This window comes from Streptomyces sp. NPDC057253, from assembly GCF_042669125.1.
In the GTDB taxonomy this organism is placed as follows: Bacteria; Actinomycetota; Actinomycetes; order Streptomycetales; family Streptomycetaceae; genus Streptomyces.
The window spans coordinates 86,648-107,537 of the sequence record NZ_JBHUXV010000001.1 but is presented as its reverse complement, the minus strand read 5'-3'; the positions used below and the strand labels follow the sequence as shown (position 1 = coordinate 107,537).

14 protein-coding genes are annotated in these 20,890 nt (G+C 71.4%); all 14 read right to left on the bottom strand.

The genetic code is table 11. The features are described 5' to 3' along the window. Position 1: 1 nt before the first annotated feature. The gene (locus ACFULQ_RS00460; RefSeq protein WP_383536089.1) at positions 2-652 is read right to left on the bottom strand and encodes a PIG-L deacetylase family protein; all 651 of its coding nucleotides are present in this window, start codon (positions 650-652) and stop codon (positions 2-4) included. After that, positions 649-1,443, bottom strand: coding sequence for a glucose-1-phosphate cytidylyltransferase (locus ACFULQ_RS00455; protein WP_383536087.1), 795 nt, complete (start codon positions 1,441-1,443; stop codon positions 649-651). Before ACFULQ_RS00455 ends, ACFULQ_RS00460 begins: the two co-directional genes overlap by 4 nt. Further along, complete coding sequence (locus tag ACFULQ_RS00450; RefSeq protein WP_383536085.1) at positions 1,440-2,678, bottom strand: class I SAM-dependent methyltransferase; 1,239 nt, start codon at positions 2,676-2,678, stop codon at positions 1,440-1,442. Before ACFULQ_RS00450 ends, ACFULQ_RS00455 begins: the two co-directional genes overlap by 4 nt. Further along, positions 2,679-3,917, bottom strand: coding sequence for a glycosyltransferase (locus ACFULQ_RS00445; RefSeq protein WP_383536083.1), 1,239 nt, complete (start codon positions 3,915-3,917; stop codon positions 2,679-2,681). 2 nt (positions 3,918-3,919) lie between these two features. Further along, positions 3,920-5,152 carry an O-antigen ligase domain-containing protein gene (locus ACFULQ_RS00440; RefSeq protein ID WP_383536082.1) on the bottom strand — a complete coding sequence of 411 codons (1,233 nt, stop codon included), beginning with the start codon at positions 5,150-5,152 and terminating at the stop codon, positions 3,920-3,922. A gap of 1 nt (position 5,153) precedes the next feature. Continuing rightward, the gene (locus ACFULQ_RS00435; RefSeq protein WP_383536080.1) at positions 5,154-6,701 is read right to left on the bottom strand and encodes a right-handed parallel beta-helix repeat-containing protein; all 1,548 of its coding nucleotides are present in this window, start codon (positions 6,699-6,701) and stop codon (positions 5,154-5,156) included. Between the two features lie 8 nt (positions 6,702-6,709). Beyond that, positions 6,710-8,653 (bottom strand): alginate lyase family protein, encoded by a 1,944-nt coding sequence (locus ACFULQ_RS00430; RefSeq protein WP_383536078.1) that lies wholly within the window; start codon positions 8,651-8,653, stop codon positions 6,710-6,712. Continuing rightward, a complete protein-coding gene (locus tag ACFULQ_RS00425; RefSeq protein ID WP_383536076.1) occupies positions 8,653-10,830 on the bottom strand; it encodes a bi-domain-containing oxidoreductase in 2,178 nt (725 codons plus the stop codon). Before ACFULQ_RS00425 ends, ACFULQ_RS00430 begins: the two co-directional genes overlap by 1 nt. A gap of 16 nt (positions 10,831-10,846) precedes the next feature. Further along, complete coding sequence (gene asnB / locus ACFULQ_RS00420) at positions 10,847-12,781, bottom strand: asparagine synthase (glutamine-hydrolyzing) (protein ID WP_383536074.1); 1,935 nt, start codon at positions 12,779-12,781, stop codon at positions 10,847-10,849. Between the two features lie 3 nt (positions 12,782-12,784). After that, positions 12,785-14,305 (bottom strand): Wzz/FepE/Etk N-terminal domain-containing protein, encoded by a 1,521-nt coding sequence (locus ACFULQ_RS00415; protein ID WP_383536072.1) that lies wholly within the window; start codon positions 14,303-14,305, stop codon positions 12,785-12,787. Continuing rightward, the gene (locus tag ACFULQ_RS00410) at positions 14,302-15,663 is read right to left on the bottom strand and encodes a Wzz/FepE/Etk N-terminal domain-containing protein (RefSeq protein ID WP_383536070.1); all 1,362 of its coding nucleotides are present in this window, start codon (positions 15,661-15,663) and stop codon (positions 14,302-14,304) included. Before ACFULQ_RS00410 ends, ACFULQ_RS00415 begins: the two co-directional genes overlap by 4 nt. Further along, positions 15,660-16,928: a glycosyltransferase family 4 protein gene (locus ACFULQ_RS00405; protein ID WP_383536068.1), complete on the bottom strand. Its 1,269-nt coding sequence runs from the start codon at positions 16,926-16,928 to the stop codon at positions 15,660-15,662. The genes ACFULQ_RS00410 and ACFULQ_RS00405 overlap by 4 nt, the downstream gene beginning before the upstream one ends. Further along, complete coding sequence (locus tag ACFULQ_RS00400) at positions 16,918-18,234, bottom strand: nucleotide sugar dehydrogenase (protein WP_383536067.1); 1,317 nt, start codon at positions 18,232-18,234, stop codon at positions 16,918-16,920. Before ACFULQ_RS00400 ends, ACFULQ_RS00405 begins: the two co-directional genes overlap by 11 nt. A 73-nt stretch (positions 18,235-18,307) precedes the next feature. Next, positions 18,308-19,678, bottom strand: a complete 1,371-nt coding sequence (locus ACFULQ_RS00395; protein WP_383536315.1) for a sugar transferase — start codon at positions 19,676-19,678, stop codon at positions 18,308-18,310. Positions 19,679-20,890 lie beyond the last annotated feature (1,212 nt).

The following is a 20,890-nucleotide window of genomic DNA, read 5'->3' as shown; positions in this document are numbered from 1 at the left end:
GTCAACCCCCCAGGTTGAGCGTGAGTTTGGTGACGGCGAACGCTTCGGCGTATCGCTCGTGGCATTCGATGCCACGGATCCGGGCGAGGCCGAGGAAGGCCTCCCGGTCGTACCAGGGCCGGTGCCGCTGCGAGCCGTAGTGCTCCTGGAGCAGCCGTACCTTCTCCTCGGCGGTCTCCGACGACAGCGGCTGGTAGGCCGCCATGCGGCCGAGGTCGCCGTCCCACTTGACGATCTCGTAGCCGAGGACCAGGTGGTCGCGGAAGGCGGTGGGGATCAGCTGCGCCAGGCCGCGGTGGTCCTGGTGGGCGTCGTCGGTGCGCGGGGCGAGGATCAGGTCCGGGTCGGTCTGCGCGCGCAGTTCCTCGACCGCGGCCTTGGCCTCGTCCCAGTGCACGGGCATACGGCCGTCCGGCAGTTTGAGCACGGTCAGCCGCAGGTCGGCGCCCGGGCAGAAGGCGGCGAGCGCGGCCCGCTCCTCCTGCTCGCGTTCGGTGCCGCCACCGGAGAGCACCAGCGCGTCGACGCGCAGGCCCGGCCGGGCGTGGCACAGCGTCAGCAGGGTGCCGCCGGCGCCGATGGCGATGTCGTCGCAGTGGGCGCCCACGGCGACGATCCGGTCCGGGCGCTGCCCGGCCCCGAGCGCGATCACGCGCTCACCGTCGCGTTGTCCTGCTCCCACACGGCCCAGGGGCGCTCGCCGCGGGCGTAGGCCTCGTCGAGCGCGGCCCGCTCCTTGACGGTGTCGGTCGGCTTCCAGAAGCCGCGGTGCTGGTGGGCCACCAGGCGGCCCTGCTTGGCCAGTTGGGCGCAGCCGTCGGCGACCAGGTCCCCGCCCTCCGGGATGTGGTCGAAGACCTCCTGGCGGAGCACGAAGTAGCCGCCGTTCTCCCACAGCGGCATGTCGCTCACCGCGGTGATGCCGCCGACCAGGTTGTCCTCGCCCAGCTCCACGCAGTGGAAGGAGGACTGGGGCGGCACGACCATCATCGAGGCGCCGGCGTCGCGCTCGGAGAACTTCTCGATCATCTCGGGCAGCGGGGCGTCGGTGAGGACGTCGGCGTAGTTGGCGAGGAACATCTCGTCGCCGTCCAGGTGGTGGCGCACACGGCGCAGCCGCTCCCCGATCGGCGACTCGATGCCGGTCTGCGCGAACGTGATGGTCCAGTCGGCTATGTCGGTGGACAGCAGCTCGGTCTGTCCCTTGCGCAGCACGAAGTCGTTGGACGTCGTCTCCTCGTAGTTGAGGAAGAAGTCCTTTATGTGGTGGGCGCCGTAGCCGAGGCACAGGATGAACTCCTTGTGCCCGAAGTGCGCGTAGTAGCGCATGACGTGCCAGATCAGGGGTCTCGGGCCGACCATCGCCATGGGCTTGGGCACGTCGTCGGCGGTTCCGTTGCGCATCCGCATCCCGTAACCGCCGCAGAACAGAACGACCTTCATGACTGCACCTCGACAATGCTCAGTTCCGGGATGGGAAAGACGAGCCGGCCGCCCCACTCGTGCACGTAGGACAGCTGCTCGGTGAGTTCGGCGCGCAGGTTCCACGGCAGGACGAGCACGTAGTCCGGCTTGTCGACGGCGATCTGCTCGGGCGCGAGGATCGGGATGCGGGTGCCCGGGGTGAACCGGCCGTGCTTGTAGGGGTTGCGGTCGACCGTGTACGCGAGCAGGTCGGGGCGGATGCCGCAGTGGTTCAGCAGGGTGTTGCCCTTGCCGGGGGCGCCGTAGCCGACGACCGTCTCGCCGCGCTCGGCCGCCTCGATGAGGAACTTGAGGAGGTCGCGGCGCACCTTGGCGACCCGGGCGGAGAACTCGGTGTAGCCGGACAGTTCCTGGAGCCCGGCGGCCTTCTCGCGGGCCAGTACGTCGGCCACCCGCTCGCTGGGCTCGCCCGCCACCTCGGCCGGGCGGGACCACAGCCGGATGGAGCCGCCGTGCGTGGGCAGCAACTCCACGTCCACCAGGGTGAGTCCGCCGCTGGCGAGGGCCCGGATCGCGGAGGCGACCGTGTAGTACTGGAAGTGCTCGTGGTAGATCGTGTCGTACTGGTTCTCCTCGATCAGGGTCAGCAGGTGCTGCACCTCGATGGAGACCCAGCCGTCGTCGGCGACCAGGGCGCGCAGGCCCTGGGTGAAGCCGATCACGTCGGGGATGTGCGCGTACACGTTGTTGGCCACGACCAGGTTCGCCGGGCCGTGCTCGGCGCGGACGGCCGCGCCGGTCTCCGGGCTCAGGAACTCGGTGAGCGTGGGCACGCCCTTGTCCCGTGCCGCCGCGCCGACGTTCACCGACGGCTCGATGCCCAGGCAGCGGATCCCCCGGTCCACCACGTGCTTCAGCAGGTATCCGTCGTTGCTCGCGACCTCGACCACGAAGGCGTCGGAGGCGTCGAGTCCCGCCCGCTCGACGGCACCGTCGACGAAGGCACGCGCGTGCTCCACCCAGGAGGTCGAGAACGACGAGAAGTACGCGTACTCCTTGAAGGTCTCCTCCGGTGTGATCAGCGGCGGGATCTGCGCCAGCCAGCAGTCGGTGCACACCTGGAGGTGCAGCGGGTACGCGGGCTCCGGCTGGTCGAGTTGATCCGCGGCCAGGAAGCTCTCACAGGGTGGCGTCGCTCCGAGGTCGACGACGCTGGCCATCGCTTCCGAGCCGCACAGTCGGCATCGTGTCATCTACTTGTTCCCATCCCCCCAGCTCGCGCGGGTGTCCCCGCCACGAGTCAGTGCTGACCGGCCCGCGATCGCGGTGCGGTACTCGTCAACCAGGCGGTCGAGACCGACCGTCGGGCTGAAACCCTTTTCGTATCGGCGCCGGGCCGCCTCGCCCATCTCCCGGTTGCGGGCCGGCTCCGTCGCGACCCGGCGTACGCAGGACGCGAGCGAGGCGGACTCGCCCGGCCGGTGGAGCAGCCCGGTCACCCCGTCCTCGACGAGTTCGACGAAGGCGCCGTGACCGGCGGCGACCACCGGGACCCCGGCCGCCATCGCCTCCACGACCACCAGGCCGAACGCCTCCAGCCAGGTCGAGGGAGCGACCACGGCGACCGACCGCGCGATGGCCTTCTGGCACTCCGCCGTGTCGTACAGGCCGACGTAGCGCACGTCGTCCCGGCCCGCCGCCCAGGCGGTGACCTCCGCCTCCAGTGGTCCGGTGCCGGCGATCACGAGCGGTACTCCCACCCCGCCGCTCGCCGCGATCTCGTCCCACGCGGCCATGAGGAGCCGTACGCCCTTGGCCTCAGCGAGCCGGCCGAGATAGAGCAGATGCTCGCCGGCGTCGGTGCGGCGCGCGTCCGGGTCCGGCACGAAGTTGTGCTTCACCGCCAGCCGCTCGGCCGGCATCCCGGCAGCCATCAGGACGTCACGCTGCGCCGCGGAGATGCAGAGGAAGCGCTCCACGCCGGACCACCACCGCCGCCGGTTGGCCGACAGGCTGACCGCGAGCGGCACGGTCGCGAGGCGGGAGTTCCGGTAGCAGCCGTGCCGGACGGCGGGCAGCGGCGTCGACCCGACGCACTCGGTGCACGGCCGGCCGTCCCGCTGGAGCGTGCCCGGCGGGCAGACCTGGGTGTAGTTGTGCAGCGTCGCCACCGCGGGCACACCGGCGTCGGCGCAGGCGGCGAGCACCGCGGGCGACAGGAGCGGGAAGACGTTGTGGACGTGGACGACGTCCGGCCGCTCGGTGCGGAGCCGGGCGGCGAGCTCGGTGCGGACCTGCGCGTTCCACGGCACCCGCAGGGGCACCGCGACCTTGGCGAGCAGGGACATGGAGCCGATGTCGTCGCTGCGCCGCTCGAACAGCTCGACCCGGTGGCCGCCCTCGCGCAGCAGCGCCACCTCCTGGTCGACGACCTTGTTCTCGCCGCTCGGCTGCGCCGAGGCGTAACGGTTGTGCACCACGAGGATGTGCATGCTCACCTCACCTCCGGTTTCTGGGCCCGGCGCGCGAGGCGCTGTCGGGGGACGGCGGGCGTCGCGAGGGGGGTGGCCTCGGCGGGTGCCGCCAACAGCGAGACGGCCACGGCCAGATGCAGCAGGTACGGCGAGGCGTCGCCGAGGCCTGCCTCGGTGTAGGACGCGATCGCGCAGTAGCTGATCAGGAAGATCGCGCAGGCCCGCTGGAGCGACGGCGGCCGCAGCAGCGCCACGCCGCCCAGCACGATGATGAAGGCCGCGACGAGGGAGACGCCGATCAGGCCCTGTTCGTTGTAGACGGCCAGCCAGCTGTTGTCGATCGGCAGCCCGCCGAACGACTTGTCGCCCAGGCCCACGCCGAACAGCTTCTCCCCGGTCGTGCGGGGCGCGGCCAGCAGGGCGTCCCAGACCTTGGCGCGGCCGGTGAGGCTGGAGAAGTTGTCCTTGCTCTGTCCGCGCAGGAACCACGCCTGGAGCGCGCCGGCGAACCCCACCGCGGCCACCGCGGCGATCGCCACCGCCCAGGTGAAGAAGCGGCGGGCCGCGGAGCTGGTCATCAGGAGCGAGCCGATGCCCAGCACCAGCCCGAGCAGCAGGCCGAGCGTGGCCGTGCGGGTGTGGGTCAGCGCGAGCAGGACGAGGGACGGCACGATGACGACCGCCGCGCTGGTTCTGTCGATCCGGCGGCCCACCAGGAGCAGCACGGTGAGCCCGATGATCACCGCGGCGTACTGGCCGATCTGCGGCGGGGTGAGCGGCCACAGCGCGCCGACCAGCCGCCCGCCGTAGAGGTCGGGCAGGGCCGCGCCCGGTGAGACGACCAGGCCGAGGGCCACCGAGCCGAGCACCGCGAAGTACATCCGGATGTGGTGCCGTACGAAGGTCAGGCTGCCGTCCCACCAGCGGCTGAGCAGCCACAGCGTGCCGATGAAGAGGGTCAGCCGGAAGCAGCGGAACAGCGCGCCGAACCCGGACTCCAGGTGAGCGCTGGAGATCACGCTCGTCACCAGCAGCAGGGTCAGCAGGAACACGTACGCGCTGGCTCGGACCCGCAGCCGGGCGTTGATCGCGAGCGCCAGCGCGAACGCGGCGACCAGCGAGCCCATGGTGACCATCTGGATGAGGGAACGGGGCAGCGGGATGATGGTCTTCGCCCCGGCGGAGCCGAGGGTGTTGAGGACCAGCAGCCCCCAGATCACCCCGACGATCCTCGGTGTGCGCTCTGTCTCCATCTCAGCCACCGGCCTTCGGGTCGGGGGCGAGGGTGCTGCCCGTGTCCTGGCGGTACGGCGTGCCCTGCCATTGCGTGAAGTCGAGGACCGTGGCCGGGTCGTGGGCGACGAACTTCCAGAGTCCGACGTACACGTTGTCGCGCCAGCGGTTGTGCTGCCCGGTGGTGATCGCGTCGGCCACGGCCTCGCCCTTGTACGGCGACCAGTCCGGGTAGGTGCCGTAGTTGGAGAGCACCGCCATCCGGTCGCACTTGGTCGTGCACTTGACGACGGACATGTCCAGCACGAAGCGGTTGTCGTGGATGTCCACCCGCTGGGTCTTCCACCGGCAGTCGGAGTAGAGCGGCGCCTTGGCGATCGCCGGCTTCGCGCAGCTGCTCGTCTTCTTCACCAGCAACGTGCAGTCACCGGAGGAGGTGTTGGCCGGGCTGTTGCAGAACCGGTCGGCGTTCTCCCACAGGGTGATCCCGGACCAGTTGTTCTCCAGCAGGTTCCCGTAGATGTCGATCTTGTCGGTGCGGGCCTTGATCCGTGGTTCGCCGCCCGACTCGGACAGGTAGATCGTCGCGAACGGGAAGCTGTCGCCCTTGTCGGCCGCCTTGCGGCCCTCGACCCAGTTGTTCCGCCGGATCGTGTTGTTCCTGATGATCGCGTTGTAGCTGATCTCGTAGATGAGTGCGGCACCGTCGTTGGCCTCGATCACGTTGTTCTCGATGAGGAAGTCGTTGTTGTTGGTGTCCGCCCACAACCCGGTCCCCCGGTTGTCGTGCACCCAGTTCCCGCGGACGTCGGCGCCGTCCACGGCCCAGAACTTGACGCCTCCGGTGCAGCCGCAGCCCGGCTTGCGCCGCTCCCAGTCGCCGGTGTTGTTGCCCACGATCTCGTTGCCCTCGACCACCAGTCCGGTGATACGGCCGTTGCCCTTGTAGGCGTTCATGCCGTACTGGCCGTTGTCGCGCAGGCAGTTGCCGCGGACCTGCTGGCGGGCACCGGCCATCAGCCCGGCACCGGAGTTGTTCTGGATCGTCGAGTCCTCGATGACCCATCCGTCGGCCGAGTCGTGGTTGACCACGCCCTCGTCGGACGGCGCGACGAAACCCTGCACGGTCAGGTAGCGGATGGTGACGTCGGGGGCGCCGCCGCTGAACGCGTACTGGTTCTTCTTCCCGCCGTCGAGCACCGCGCCCGGCGCACCGAGGTAGCGGTCCCCCTTCTTCGGGACGACCTGGGCGTAGCGGTCCGGGTCGAGCCGGTGCTTGCCCGGCCGGAGCCAGAACGTGGTGTTCGGGGGGCTCTTCCTGGTCTTGGCCGCCAGGTCGCCGACCTTCGCGGGGTCGACCGTCACCGCACCCGCCGGTGCCTCGGTCGGCCCGGCTGCGGGGTTGGCGCACACCCGGGCCAGGGCCTCGGACCGGGCCCCGGACGTGGTCGGCACGGCGGTCGGTTTGGCGTCGGCTCCCGGCGTGCCGCTGTCACAGCCGGTCACCGCCAGCAGGGCCAGCGCGAGCGGTGCCACCGCCCACGCCCAGGGCCGCCTCTTGATCCCCACGTGCCCCCCTAGCCGCCGAACCTGAGCACGGTGGTGAAACCCTCCGTACCGTCGGTGGAGCCGGTGCCGATCAGGGTGGTGGCGGGTTCCTTGCGTCCGAATCCGGCGGAGTACCAGCCCAGCGGGGGGTCGGTCTCGCCGCGGTGCGCCTGCCAGGACAGGTGCGCGGGCAGTTCGAGGACGGCTGAGCGGTCCTCGCCGTCGCGGGTCCAGGTGAGCCGGGCCCGGTTCCCGGTCAGCTCTGCGGTGATCGCCGGGCCGAGGTGGAACGCCAGGCGTGCCTCCCGGCGCGGGCCGCGCACCTCGTCGACGATCCTCAACTCCTGCGTCTCGGCGGTCAGTTCCACCCGCCGCCGGTGCACGGAGCCCTGGTAGCCGTCGTGTTCGGCGCTCCAGCGGGCCGCTTCCGCCGTCAGGACCCGGCTCTGCGCGTGCCGGGTCCACAGGAACGGGCCGCCGGAGACGGACTGGTCGGCGCCGTCCAGCTGGAGGGTGTTGTGGCCGAGGGTCGAGCGGAAGTACTGCCGCCACTCGGGCTGCCCGTGGTAGCAGTACGTCCCCGGGTCGGCGAGCACGTCGACGCCGTCGTGCCGGGCCTCCACGGACAGCGCGTCCGCGTGGGCGTGCGCGGCGATGGACAGGAAGCCGTGCGGGCCGCCGTCGCAGCGGACCCAGATCTCCTCCGGGCCGCGCAGGATCGTCATGCCGGCGTCGGCGAAGTGGGCGGGCCTGGTCGCCGGGCGGGACACGGCCGGTCCGGTTCCGTTTTTCGCGTACGGCTTGATGAGCGCGGCCAGCAGCGGGGTGCGCACATCGGTGGCGGTCACCTCGGGCCACCAGTCGAGCCGGCCGAACAGGGCGTCCCCGGTGGCCAGCAGCGAGGCCCAGCGGTCGGTGCCCGCGCCGTCCACGATCAGTCCGTGCCCGTCGTCGGCGTCCCCCTGACGGGGCGGCCGCAGCCGGTTGTCCACGACGGCGGCGAGCGCGTCGGTCATGCGCAGCAGCACCAGGCGGACGGTCGCGGGGACCGGCACTTCGGCGGCGTCCGCCTCGGCCAGCGCGGCCAGGCCGAGCTCCAGGACGAGACCGTGGTACTCGGTGGCCAGCTCGCGGTTGAGGCCGGAGCCGTAGGTGTTGGCGCGCAGCTGCCGGTCCAGCGAGCGCAGTGCGTCGGCGCGCCAGCGGGTCGAGGCGGGGAACCAGTCGAACGCGCAGGCCGCGGCGAACTGACCGGCGGCCTCGGCGATGACGTGGTTGTTCGCCGAGGAGCCCCGGCTGGGGAAGGCGGCCAGCCAGCGCTGGTGGTGCCAGATCTGGTTGCGCGCCACCGGGTTGTCCTCGAACAGCTCGACCGCGCCCGGCCAGCCGTCGAGCAGCCGGCGGACCCACACCCAGGACAGCAGCCGGATGCCCAGTTCGATACCGCTGAGCCAATGGACTCCGCGCAGCGGCGGGTTGGCCTCCCACCACGACCGCAGGTGCTCGGCCACGCGCTCGGCGTACCGCTCGTTCCCGGTGATCGCGTAGGCGGCCGCGAGCTGGGTGAGGTACTGGTGCCGGGACGGCTCCCAGATCTGCTTGATGTCCCCGACCGCGTCCTCGCTGCGGTACGGCACGTCGAAGGCGTAGCCCGCGGGGGCCCGCCGCCCGGTCTTCGGGTCGAACCACCAGTCCGGGGCGGCCAGGTCGTCGCGGAGCACGCCGAAGAACTCGGCGTGCCCGTCCATCAGCCGGTCCGCCTCGGCGACGAGCCGCTTCGCGGCGTCCGCGGGTACGGCGGCGATCGTGCCGGCGGGCAGCACCGCGGGGAACCGGGCGCCGGTCACGCTCGGGCAGTCGGGCGGCGTCGCCCGCCAGCGCCGTCTGCGCAGGGTGTCGCCCACCCGGCCCGCGACCTCCTGCGGCCCCATCCGGGACAGCCGCCGGAGGTACCAGCCCACGCTCATCGTCATCAGGGCCTCGCCAACGTCACCGGCACACCACCGGCCAGGCCGGCCTGCACGGCGAGGGTGGCCGCCGTGGTGGCGACCAGGGACTCCAGCGGCACCGGCATCGGCCCGCCGGTGCGCACCGCCTTGACGAACGCGGCCAGTTCGGCGTTCTGGCCCTTGTCCCGGGCCTTGGGCAGCCGCGAACTGACCCACTTCTTACGGCCGTACACCGAGGCCCGTACGAAGTCGTCGAGCCGCAGCGCGCGGCCGTCCGCGACCAGGTCCAGCGTCTCCTTGGGGAAGCCGGAGGGGCCGCTGGTGACGTAGCTGATGGTGGCGGTGGAGTCGTCCGGGTAGCGCAGCACGACCTGGAGGTCCTCGTTGCCGGACGTGGCGGTCGCGTACACCGAGACCGGGTCGGCGTCGAGCAGCCAGCTCGCCGTGTCGATGAAGTGTCCGCCCTCGCCCACGAACCGCGAGCCCTCGGAGCCCTGCTGGAGGTACCAGCTGCCGTGGTCGAGGCGTCCCGCGTTGACCAGGTAGCGCAGGTGCGCCGGACCGCTCCGGGCGCCGAAGTGGTTCCTGGCCTCCTGGAGCAGCGGTGCGAAGCGGCGGTTGAAGCCCACCTGGAGCCGGTCGTTGCCGGACTCCTCCACCGCCGCGAGCACGCCGGACAGCTCGTCCTCGGTGAGCGCCAGGGGCTTCTCCACGAACACGGTCTTGCCGGCGAGGAGGGCCTGCCGGGTCAGTGCGGCGTGCGAGCTGTGCCGGGTGACCACGAACACCGCGTCGACGGACTTGTCGCCGAGCACGGCGTCGAGGTCGGTGGTGGCCTCCTTGAAGCCGAACTTGCGCTGTGCGTTGGCCGCGGACAGCGCCGTCGTGGTGACGACGGTCGACAGCTCGACGCCCTCGCGCTGGGCGAGGTGCGGCAGCAGCATCGACGTCGCGTAGTTGCCGGCGCCGACGAACGCCAGCTTCACCTGCGCCTTGGCGGCGCGGGCCGGAGCGGCCTTCACCTCGACCGCGGGGACGGTGACCGACGGGGCCTTCGCCTCCTGCGCCTCCTCAGCCTGCTCCGGGTACCGGAACAGCGCGGTGACGGCCTTCAGCTCGCCGTCCTTGAGGCGCCGGTAGGTCTCCACGGCGTCGTCGAAGTCGGCGACGTGGGAGATCAGCGGCTCCACGTCGACCTTGCCGCGGGCGGCGAGGTCCAGGAAGCACCCCAGGTTGCGGCGCTCGGTCCAGCGGACGTAGCCGATCGGGTAGTCGCGGCCCTCCAGCTCGTACGACGGGTCGTAGCGCCCGGGGCCGTAGCTACGGGAGAAGCGGACGTCGAGTTCCTTCTCGTAGTACGCGTTCCACGGCAGGTCGAGGCGGCACTTGCCGATGTCGATGACCCGGCCGCGGTCCCGGGCCAGCTTGGCGGCCAGTTCGACGGGCTGGTTGCTGCCGCCGCCGGCGGCCAGGTACACCTGGTCCACGCCGTGTCCGTCGGTGAGTTCGGCGACGGCGTTCTCCACGGCGGTGGAGGCGGGGTCGCCGCAGGCCGCGGCGCCCAGGCGCTCGGCGAGCTCGCAGCGCGCCGGGTCGGGGTCGGCGCCGACGACGCGGACTCCGGCGGCGGCCAGGAGCTGCACCACCAGCTGGCCGATCAGCCCGAGGCCGATGACCAGGGCGACCTCGCCGAGCTGCGGCTCGCCCTGGCGGACGCCCTGGAGAGCGATCGAGCCGACGGTGCCGAAGGCCGCGTGCTGCGGCGCGAGGCCGTCCGGCACCGGGACGTAGAGGTTCTTCGGCACCCAGTTCAGCTCGGCGTGCAGCGCGTGCTCGTTGCCGGCGCAGGCCACCAGGTCGCCGACCTTCACGTCGTCGATGCCGGCGCCGACCTGCTCGACCACGCCGCACAGCGAGTAGCCCAGCGGCGTGTAGGAGTCCAGCTTGCCCATCACCTTGCGGTACGTGGCGGGCACCCCGTTGGTGGCCACGCTCTGCATGACCTTGGCCACCTGGTCGGGGCGGGAACGGGCCTTGCCCAGCATCGACATGCCGGCCTCGGACACCTTCATCATCTCGGTGCCGGTGGAGATCAGCGAGTAGACGGTGCGGACCAGCACGCCTCCCGGCTTGCACCCGGGCACCGGCACGTCGAGCACCGCCAGCTCGCCGCTCTTGTAGTTCTGTACGACCTGTTTCACCGAAGTCCCCTGATTCCTAAGCCGTTTGCCGAGTGTTCTGGCCGGACGGGGAGGTCGCGTCGCGGTACCAGTACTCGAGGGTCAGCACATGCCACAGATGCTTGGAGAAGTCCTGCTGCCCGGCGGCGTCCTCGGCGACCATCCGGTTCAGCGCGTCCTTGCGCAGGAACCCCGAGCGGACGAGCTCGCCGTCGTTGACCACCTCGCGCACCAGCGGTGCCAGGTCCCGGCTCATCCAGGCCCGCAGCGGGGCGCTGAACAGGCCCTTGGGCCGGTAGACGATCTCCCGGGGAAGGATCGAGGTGGCCGCCTCCTTGAGCACGGCCTTGCCCTGCCGCCCGACGATCTTGCGGTTGCCGGGCACGGCGAACGCCGCCTTGACCACCTCGACGTCCACGTACGGCACCCGCACCTCGGTCGACGCGGCCATGCTGGAGCGGTCCGTGTAGGTGAGGTTCAGGCCCGGCAGGAACATCCGGGCATCGCCCAGGCACATGCGGTTGACGAAGTCGTCGAGCTCGTTGTCCTGGTAGATGTCCGCGTGCTCGGTCAGCACGTCGTCGACCGTCCCGGCGAGGTCCGGATCGACCAGGGCGAGCAGGTCGTCCTGGTCGTACATGGTGTAGCTGCGCCGGAACGCGGTCTCCTCCGGCAGATCGGCGAAGGACAGGAACCGCTTCGCGAAGCGCACCGAGCGCAGCCCCCGGCGGGACGTGGCGACCGGCAGCCGGTCCACGACCGCGGACGCCCCGCGCCGCAGCGGCCGCGGGACGCGCTGGTAGCGCAGGGCGATCAGGTTGGCCAGGTGCTTGCGGTACCCGGCGAACAGTTCGTCGGCGCCCATCCCCGAGAGCATCACCTTGACGCCGGCCTCGCGGGCGGCCTGGCAGATCAGGAAGGTGTTGATCGCCGCGGGGTCGCCGATCGGCTCGTCCAGGGAGTACGTCATCTGCGGCAGCAGGTCGAGCACGTTCGGGGCGATCTCGATCTCGTGGAGGTCGACGCCGAACTGCTGGGCCACCTGCCGGGCGTAGCGCAGGTCGTCGGGCATGGCCTCGAACCGGGCGTCCTCGGCGCGGAACCCGATCGTGTAGGCGGAGATCCCCGGCTGGTGGCGGGCCGCGAGGGCGGTCAGCCAGCTGGAGTCGAGGCCGCCGGACAGGAAGGTCGCCACGGGGACGTCGGCGAGCAGGTGCTTGCGGGTCGACTCCTCGACGATGGCGGCCAGGTCCGGCAGTTCACCGGTCCGGGCCCGTTCCTGGCCCTCGGCGGCGACGTCCTTCAGGTTCCAGAACCGGCCGCGCTCCACCCGGCCGTCGGGGCGGATCCGCAGCCAGCTCCCCGGCGGCAGCTTCTCCGCCTCGCGGAACGCGCACCGGGTGTCCGGCACCCAGTAGTAGAGCAGCGAGGCCACCAGCGCCGCATGGTCCACCTCCAGCTTTCCGCCGGTCGCGGCGGCGAGCGCCTTGAGCTCGGAGGCGAAGGCCAGACCCTCGCCACGCCGGATCAGGAACAGCGGCTTGATGCCCAACTGGTCGCGGACCAGCACCAGTTCGCCGGTGCGCTCGTCGAAGACGCCGAACGCGAACATGCCGCGCAGCCGGGGCAGGCAGTCCGTGCCCCAGCGCCGCCAGGCCTCAAGCAGCACCTCGGTGTCGGAGGTACCCCGGAAGCGCACCCCGGCGGCCTCCAGTTCGGTACGCAGCTCGGGCGCGTTGTACAGCTCGCCGTTGTACGTCAGGACGAGGCTATCCTTGACCATCGGCTGGGCGCCGGTCTCGGACAGGTCGACGATGGACAGCCGGCGGTGCCCGAGCTGGACCTCGCCGTCACCGACGGGGTGGCCGTAGCGTCCCGCCCCGTCGGGGCCGCGGTGGGCGAGGGTCTCGGTGAGCCGGTCGGTCACGATCTTGCCGTCCGGCCATCGGTACGTCCCTGCGATGCCACACATGTGCTACCGCACCTCCTGGTCGCTGTCCGGGACGTGTGCGGCCCACATCGGCTGTCGCTCCGTCTTCACCTGGCCGTTCCCGTTCTGCCGGGACGTGCGCTCACTGTGTCCCCGCAGCGCGACGTGCAGGCCGTCCCAGAGGGTGCCGTCGGTGCGGTCCCGCGGATCGGGGTCGATCAGCACCACACCGACCACCGTGATGCGCTGGTCCGCGAGTTGCCGCGCCACGGTGTGCAGCCAGGCGGCGCTGCCGTGTCCGGCCCGCACCACGAGCACGGTCTGGGTACCGAGGTACTGGAGGTCGGTCCACGCGGTGCCGGGTGCCACCGAGCCGACGCCGAGCAGTCGCCCGTGGTCCGGCACCGTCGCGGCCTCTCGGCCGCTGACCACGGTGGGGTCGCCCGGCTTCGAGCGGCGGCGGGAGAGCTCCGAGCCCGGCAGACCGTCGACGACGACCACGGGGCCGTCGGCCGCCAGTGCCCTGGCGACGTTCAGGGCGATGGCGCTGGTGCTGCGCGCACAGCCCAGTTCCAGCAGCGACAGCGGCTGCGCGGAGCCGCGTGCGGTGCGGGCCAGGGACGTGGTGAGCCGTTCGCGGGCCAGCCGGGTCCGCCGGCGCTGCCAGGGCCGGCCCGACCGGCGGGGCAGCTCGGAGATGACCGAGGCACCCAGGTTCGCCGCGATGTCCCGGCGCAGGACGGGACGGTCCGCGACCACCACGCCGACCGCGGCCAGCGCGAGCCCGAGGAAGAGACCGAGGACCAGCCCGATCCCGGCGTCCGTGGCGGCGGCCTTGGGCAGGGAGTGCCGTACCGCGCTCGGCGCGTCCACGATCTCCGTGCCGGCGACGACCGCGGGCGTGCCGGTGCGGGCGTCGGCGGCGCGCGCGTCGAAGTCGGAGATCCGCGAGTTGAGTTCGGCCCGGCGGGCGTAGAGCGACTCGAGGCTCGCCGCCCCCGTCGTGTCGCCGGTCGCGGCTCGTTCGTTGATCTGCTTGTTGACCGTGGCGAGTTCGTCGCGCGTGCGGTCGCGCTGGTCGAGCAGGGCCTTGGACTCGGCCTGCGCGGTTGCCTTCATCCGCTGCACGTGGTCGGCGACGAAGGCGTCGGCCAGCGCCTTGGCCCGGGCCACCGCCTGCGCGTCGTCGTCGCCGGACACCTCGATCTGGAGCAGGTTGTTGGTGAGGCCGGTGCCCCGGTAGTCCTTCATGAAGTCCTCGGGCTTCTCCGGGGACTTGAGGGCCTTCAGGGCCGCGTCGGCGATGCGCGTGGTCTGGAGCAGCGCGACGTCGGTGCGGATCAGTGTTCCGGTGTCGTTCGGCTGGTCCTCCGCGTGGGCGACCAGCACCTTGGTCGTCGCGCTCGGCGGCGGCGGCAGCAGGACCGCCACGGCCAGGCCGGCCACAAAGCCCAGGACCGCCATGGCGCACCACAGGCGACGGCGCCTGCGGACCGCCACCACCAGGGCCTGGAGGTCCACGAGCGGGGTGGCGGCCGACTCGGGTGACGTGGTGTTCGTCGTCACGCCCGACCTCCCGTCGCGCGGCCGGGGACCGCGAACGTCAGCGTCGCGTCGTCCGGCAGGTCGGCGGTGGAACGCGCGGGACCTGCCTGGACCGGGCCCGCGACGACGACTCCGACGACGTCGTGCCGGCCGTCCGCGCACGCCTCGGCGATGCCGGCGAGCTCCTCCGCGGTCCGGCTGTTCGCGCTGAGGACCACCACGACACCGTTCTCCGTTCCTCGGTCCGGCACGATCGGCCGGTCCACCGACACCTCCACCACCCGCAGCTGCGGATCGTTCTTGGCCTCGGCGACGAGCTGTCCCGCGGCACGGCGGGCGACCTCGTCGCCGCCCGGTACGACGACCAGGAGCCGCCGGGGAGCCGGCAGCTCCTCGCGGATGCGGGCACAGACCCGCCGGTAGCGGAGCCGTCTGGCGGCCTCGTCGCCGGATGTCTGCGGATCCGGTTCGTCCCAGGGGGTGTCGGCCCCGAGGAGCCGGCGTATCCGGCCCCCGCTCTCCGTCCCGTGCACGGGCCATTCACCGGCCACGTCCACGGCGCCGAGCGGCGCCGAGCCCAGTGCCGCGGCGATCTCGGGTTCGGTGCGCAGCCGTCGGTTCATCCGTGCGGCGACCAGATGGCCGACGACCCCGAGCAGGAAGAACACCAGCGCCCCGCCGACGATGAGCTGAATCCTGGTGGGCGGCGCCTCACCGGTGGGCCGGGGGGCCTGCCCCATGACGACCATGCCGGACTTGCTGGTCGAGGGGTCGGCCTCCTCCAGCTTCTTCATGGCCGCCTCCAGCGAGGTGCGCAGGTTCTCGAGCGCCGTGCGGGACTGCACGCTCTCCACGGTCTGTCCCGGGTCGGCCGCCTCGGCGAGGTCGGAGATGCGCCGGTTGGTCTCCGCCACCTGCTTGCGCAGCGCCTCGGTCTGCGCGGCCACCGAGGAGTCGGCGCCGCTGCCCGCGACCTGCGCGGCGAACTGCACGAACTGCTGGGCCACCCCGTCGGCGAGCCGCTGCGCGCGCTCCGGGGTGTCGGCCGTACCGGAGATCGTGATGATGTTCCCGTCGGCGGCCGAGGCGCTCACGTCGTCCCGCAGGTCGGAGCGGCTGACGTCGGACCAGTGCAGGGCGTCGGCCGCACGGTCGACCACGGTCAGACTCGTGGCGATCTCGACCTGGGTGAGCAGCTCCCGCTCCTCCCACACCCCTGGCAGCAGTACCGGTGCCGACGCGGTGTATCTCGGCGGGAACACCAGCACCGAGGTGCCGTAACCGAACAGTGCGCCCACCACGGCGATGACGGCCAGAAGCCGCCACCGCCGCCGAAGTATCCGCCCGATCGTGACAAGGCGGATGGTGTCTTGGTTCAACTGCGCTGCCTCTTCTTCCTCGTGCGCACCGGACCGCTCGCCGGGACCGCGTCGCGGTCCTGGCACGCGGCGGCATAGGCGGCGAGCAGCGACTCCTGCGAGTTGCGCCAGGAAAGCTGCCCGCCGATCCGCTCCTGGCCGATCTTGCCCATCCGGGCCCGCTGGTCCGGGTCGTCCAGCAGCACCGTGATGAGCTCGGCGAACCGGGCCTCGTCATTGGCGGGCGCGTAGACGGCGGCGTCACCGGCGGAGACGCGCGCCTCCTTCAGGTCGAAGGAGACGATCGGCCGGCCCATGGCCATGTACTCCAGGACCTTGTTCATGGTCGACACGTCGTTGAGCGGATTGCGCGGGTCGGGAGACAGGCACACGTCCGCGGTGGACAGGTAGCGCAGCAGGTCGGCGTCCGGGATGCGCCCGGTGAACTGCACCTGCTCGCTGAGCCCGAGCTGCCGGGACAGCTCCACCATCGCGTCGAAGGCGTCGCCGGAGCCGACGAACACCGCGTGCCAGTCGGTCCGCCCGAACTCGTCGCGCAGCTTGGCGAGGGCGCGCAGGGCGTAGTCGACGCCGTCCTGCGGGCCCATGACACCGAGGTAGCACAGCAGATGGGGCTTGCCGCGCTTCAACTCCGGCTCGGGCGGCACCGGTTGGAACCGCTCGATCTGGGGCGCGCTGCGCACCACGAAGACGTCCTCGGGCCGCTTGCCGCCGCGGCTGACGGCGACGTCCCGGTAGCTCTCGTTGGTGGCGAGCACGACGTCCGCGGCCCGGTAGGTCCGCCGCTCCAGCGCGCACACGGCGCGGTAGAGCAGGTCCTTGCCGCGGTCGAAGCGGGACAGGTACAGCTCGGGCACCAGGTCGTGCTGGTCGAAGATGAACCGCGCGCCGAGCCGCCTGAGCCGGCGCGCCGCGAGGAACAGCAGGTCGGGCGGGTTGCAGGCGTGGACCACGTGGACCGGGCCGACCTTGCGGGCGAGCCGGGCCGTGTGCCACAGCGCCGATCCGTACTCCTGGAGGTAGCCGGCCGGGCCTCCGGTGGCGGCGCGCAGCGGGTAGCGGTGGATCCGCACCCCGTCGATCACCGCCTCCGGCTCCGTGTCCCGCTTCTCGCCGCGGGGGCAGATGACGTGCACCTCCCAGCCCGCGTCGCGCAGCGTCGTGCACTCCTGCCACACCCGCCGGTCGAACGGCACCGACAGGTTCTCCACCAGGATCAGCGCGCGCCGGCCCGTGCCGTCGCCGCTGACTTCGTTACCAAGCAAGGCCCATGTATCCCGGTTCGGTCCGGCGCGTCTCGGCGTCGGGAAGGCGGATGAGGTCGACGACCACCTGGTCGCCGCCGTGCGGCAGGGCCGCGAGGACGGCCGGGTCCTTGGTCCCGACCAGGCACACCTCGGCGTGGTCGAGCACGTCCTCGACGGAGTCGGCGAGCAGCTGCGCGAGGTGCGGCAGCCGGGTCTCGATGTACTCGCGGTTCGCGCCGATCAGCCGGGACAGGCTCACGTTGGCGTCGTGGATCCGCAGGTCGTACCCCTTGCCGTGGAGCCGCTCCGCCAGCTCGACGAGCGGGCTCTCGCGGAGGTCGTCGGTGCCGGGCTTGAAGGACAGCCCGAACAGGCCCACCCGGCGCTTGCCGGTGCGCTCCACCAGGTCCACCGCCCGCTGGAGGTGGTCGGCGTTGGAGGCCAGCACGTGGGAGAGGATGGGCACCGAGACATCGGCCCGCTGCGCCGCGTACACCAGGCTGCGCAGGTCCTTGGGCAGGCAGGAGCCGCCGAAGGCGAAGCCGGGGCGCAGGTAGGCGGGGCTGATGTTCAGCTTGCGGTCGGCCAGGAACACATCCATGACCTGGTGCGAGTCCACCCCGAGCGCCTGGCACACCGCGCCCAGCTCGTTGGCGAAACCGATCTTCAGACCGTGGAACGCGTTGTCGGCGTACTTGATCGCCTCGGCCGTCGGGACCGGTACCCGGAACACCTCGCCGGGCAGGCCCTCGTACAGGGCCGCCACCACGTCGCCGCTGGCCTGATCGAGCTCGCCGATGACCGTCTTGGGCGGGTCGAAGAAGTCCCGCACGCTGGTGCCCTCGCGCAGGAACTCCGGGTTGACCGCAACGCCGACATCGACTCCTGCGGTGCCGCCGATGTTCTTCTCCAGGATCGGCACCAGGAGGTTCAGACAGGTGCCGGGGAGCATGGTGCTGCGGAACACCACGGTGTGCCGCCCGCCCCGCTCGGCGAGAGCGGCGCCGATCTCCTCGGTGACCCGCTCCAAGTAGGTGGTGCAGAGGCTGCCGTTGGGCTCCGACGGGGTGCCGACGCAGATCAGCGACACCTCGCTGCCCATGATCGCCTCGCGGACGTCGGTGGTGGCGCGCAGCGCTCCGGTCGCCACGACCTCCGCGGTCAGCTCGCCGATCCGCTCCTCGACCACCGGGGCCTTGCCGTCGTTGACCAGGTCGACCTTCACCTGGTTGACGTCCACACCGATGACCTCGTGCCCCATGCCGGCCAGGCACGCGGCCGACACGCAGCCCACGTAGCCGAGCCCGAACACGCTGATTCTCATGACCCGTTCCTCCCCCCAGCGGGGCCCTTGTGGCCCGCTGTCTGCCCGCCCTGCGGACGGCGCCCCCCGCACATCAGTAGGCCCCCTGGCCGTAGAGCACCGCGCGCAGCGTCTTCCACAAGATCACCGCGTCCAGGGCGAGCGACCAGTCCTCCACGTACCGCAGGTCGAGGCGGACGGCCTCCTCCCACGGCAGGTCGCTGCGTCCGCTGATCTGCCACAGGCCGGTGAGGCCGGGCTTGACCAGCAGTCGCCGCCGGATGTCCGGGCCGTACGCGGCGGACTCCTCCGGCAGCGGAGGGCGCGGACCGACGAGCGACATCGATCCGGTGAGTACGTTGAAGAGCTGCGGGAGTTCGTCGAGCGAGTACCGGCGCAGCACGGTGCCGACCCGGGTCACCCGCGGATCCCGGCGCATCTTGAACAGCAGTCCCGCGCCCTCGTTGCGGTCGGCCAGTTGGGCGCGGACCCGGTCGGCGTCGGCGACCATGGTGCGGAACTTGAGGATGGTGAACTCGCGGCCGTCCTTGCCGACCCGGCGCTGGCGGTAGAACGCCCCGCCCCGGCTGTCGGCCACCACGAGCAGTCCGACGAAGACCATCACCGGCGCGAACAGGATCAGCAGGAACGCCGAGCCCAGCCGGTCGACGACCGCCTTGATGGCCCGCCGGCCCCCGGTGAACGTCGGCATGCTGACCCGCAGCAGCGGGATCCCGAGCACGCCGTCCACGTGCAGCCGCGGGCCGGCCACCTCCATCAGCACCGGGGCGACGACCATCTCGGCCTCGCTGCCCTCCAGGTTCCAGGCGAGGCGCTGCAACCGGTCCGGTGTCCAGTAGGGGTCCGGGGTGATCGCGACGACCCGATAGCCGTCGTTCTCCACGTACTTGGCGACGTCCGTGAGCTGACCGACGACCGGCACTCCGTCCAGTTCGTCACTGTCGAGCCCGCGCCCTTCCGTCGTGCACACCCCGTCCACCCGCCATCCGAGGTGCGGGAACTTGCGGGTGCGGCTGATCAGGTCGCTCACGGTGGCCGGGCTCCCGGCGGCGAGCACCGGTCTCAGACACCGCCCTTCCTTGCGCTGCTTGTGCAGCCCGAGGCGGAGCACATAGCGCGCGGTCATGGTGACCAGCGCGATGGCGGGGATCGCCACGAAGATCCAGAGCTTGATGTTGCGTGAGGTCAGGGCGATCCCGCCGAGCGCGAGCACGACGGTCGCCGCGAACAGCGAGCGTCCGAGCCTGCGGAACTCCTCGGCACCCTGGCCGAGCACGGCCGGTGCCCACGCCCGGCCCACCGCCAGCGCGCCCAGCACCAGCAGTTCGGTGCCGAAGGCGAGAATGCCCCATTTCTCATGCCAGTTGGCCGCGTCCCGGGCCCCGAAGAACTCGCCGATCCCTGCCACCACGAAGGCGGTGGTCACCGTGTCGCTGGTGATCACGGTACGGCGGTACCGCTGCTCCCAGTCGTTCGCCGACTGGTTCATCGCCCCGTCCGTCAGCTCGTGCGCCGTCGGAAAGGGCCTGACTATTCCCCCCTCCGGCACCGAAACCCCCCGGTCCCCAGTGGTACGACGTGATTGCCAGACATCGTTCCTCCCCCCTCCGGAAGGCCCCCGCCTCCCGCACCGTTCCTCGCAGGCCCCCGCCCCGCACCGCGCTGTTCCTCTGAAGGGGGCACACCGCCCCCTGCGCATGACATGCCTAGGTCAACACTGAGTAAAGAACTGACCTCGGCAGCAGCAGAGTTACACGTTCCGCCAGACTCTCGAATTGTTCGGGAACCCACTGAAGCCTCGGATGCGCCCCGCACCCGAAGCCCCCCTCGGGTTCCGAGAGCTCATCACCCCCGGGACTGACGCCGAGACGTTTCTGCTCACTTTGCGCAGCGTCAGACCCATAGATCACTATTTGTTGCCCCGTGTCCCACCATGGGCAGCAAGGTCAATCTAGACCATCGAGACCCTTCTGCAAGGGGGCATGTGTGGAATATGTGCTTACGATTTGGAGATGAGGCAGCGGAGTCGTCACCGCTGCACACGCTTACATCACGAAGGCAGGCCTCGTGACCTGCGATGACAGCAATTCCAGGTTGCAGGACGGCATCCCGCGGGGTGATCACCGGGTGGCGCGGCCGATCAGGACACCGCCCGTGGAAGGCCAAAAACGACTCATACGAGATCGCCGCGCTGCCATCGACGCACAGAGCGGGGCGCGAACGGCGCAGAAGTGAACGCCGAACCGACCTGGCCGCGAGGGCGTCCCGCCGGGTGGCGCAGCCGATCAAACTGACGGATCCCCCAGGTCACGGCCCGAATCACCCTGACTGGACGCCCTGTTGAGACTCGCCGGGCCGAGACCATCGGTGATCGAACGAGGGCTTCGGCTGCGGCAGGTATCGGACGGCCCAGCAGCGGAAGCGACGGATCCTGATCGGCTACACCGCGACGGGGGCTGCGGGACACCCACGGGCAGGCAGCACTCGTCACCTCACCACAAGCCCAGAGGGCCGTCTCGGGCGGGGCCGCGGGGAGGGCAGCGTAGGCGGCACGCAGACCCTCACCGCGGCGGCCACTTGTGAGGACGGACGGCGAGCGCCGGGAGGCCGCGCGTCCGCGAGCAGGACTGTCGCCGTAGTGGCCGCCCGTGAGGAC

Bases quoted from the DNA above. Each gene is read 5' to 3' on its own strand.
- ACFULQ_RS00455 (WP_383536087.1), bottom strand. From the start codon at position 1,443: ATGAAGGTCGTTCTGTTCTGCGGCGGTTACGGGATGCGGATGCGCAAC.
- ACFULQ_RS00450 (WP_383536085.1), bottom strand. From the start codon at position 2,678: ATGACACGATGCCGACTGTGCGGCTCGGAAGCGATGGCCAGCGTCGTC.
- ACFULQ_RS00445 (WP_383536083.1), bottom strand. From the start codon at position 3,917: ATGCACATCCTCGTGGTGCACAACCGTTACGCCTCGGCGCAGCCGAGC.
- ACFULQ_RS00440 (WP_383536082.1), bottom strand. From the start codon at position 5,152: ATGGAGACAGAGCGCACACCGAGGATCGTCGGGGTGATCTGGGGGCTG.
- ACFULQ_RS00430 (WP_383536078.1), bottom strand. From the start codon at position 8,653: ATGACGATGAGCGTGGGCTGGTACCTCCGGCGGCTGTCCCGGATGGGG.
- asnB (WP_383536074.1), bottom strand. From the start codon at position 12,781: ATGTGTGGCATCGCAGGGACGTACCGATGGCCGGACGGCAAGATCGTG.
- ACFULQ_RS00400 (WP_383536067.1), bottom strand. From the start codon at position 18,234: ATGAGAATCAGCGTGTTCGGGCTCGGCTACGTGGGCTGCGTGTCGGCC.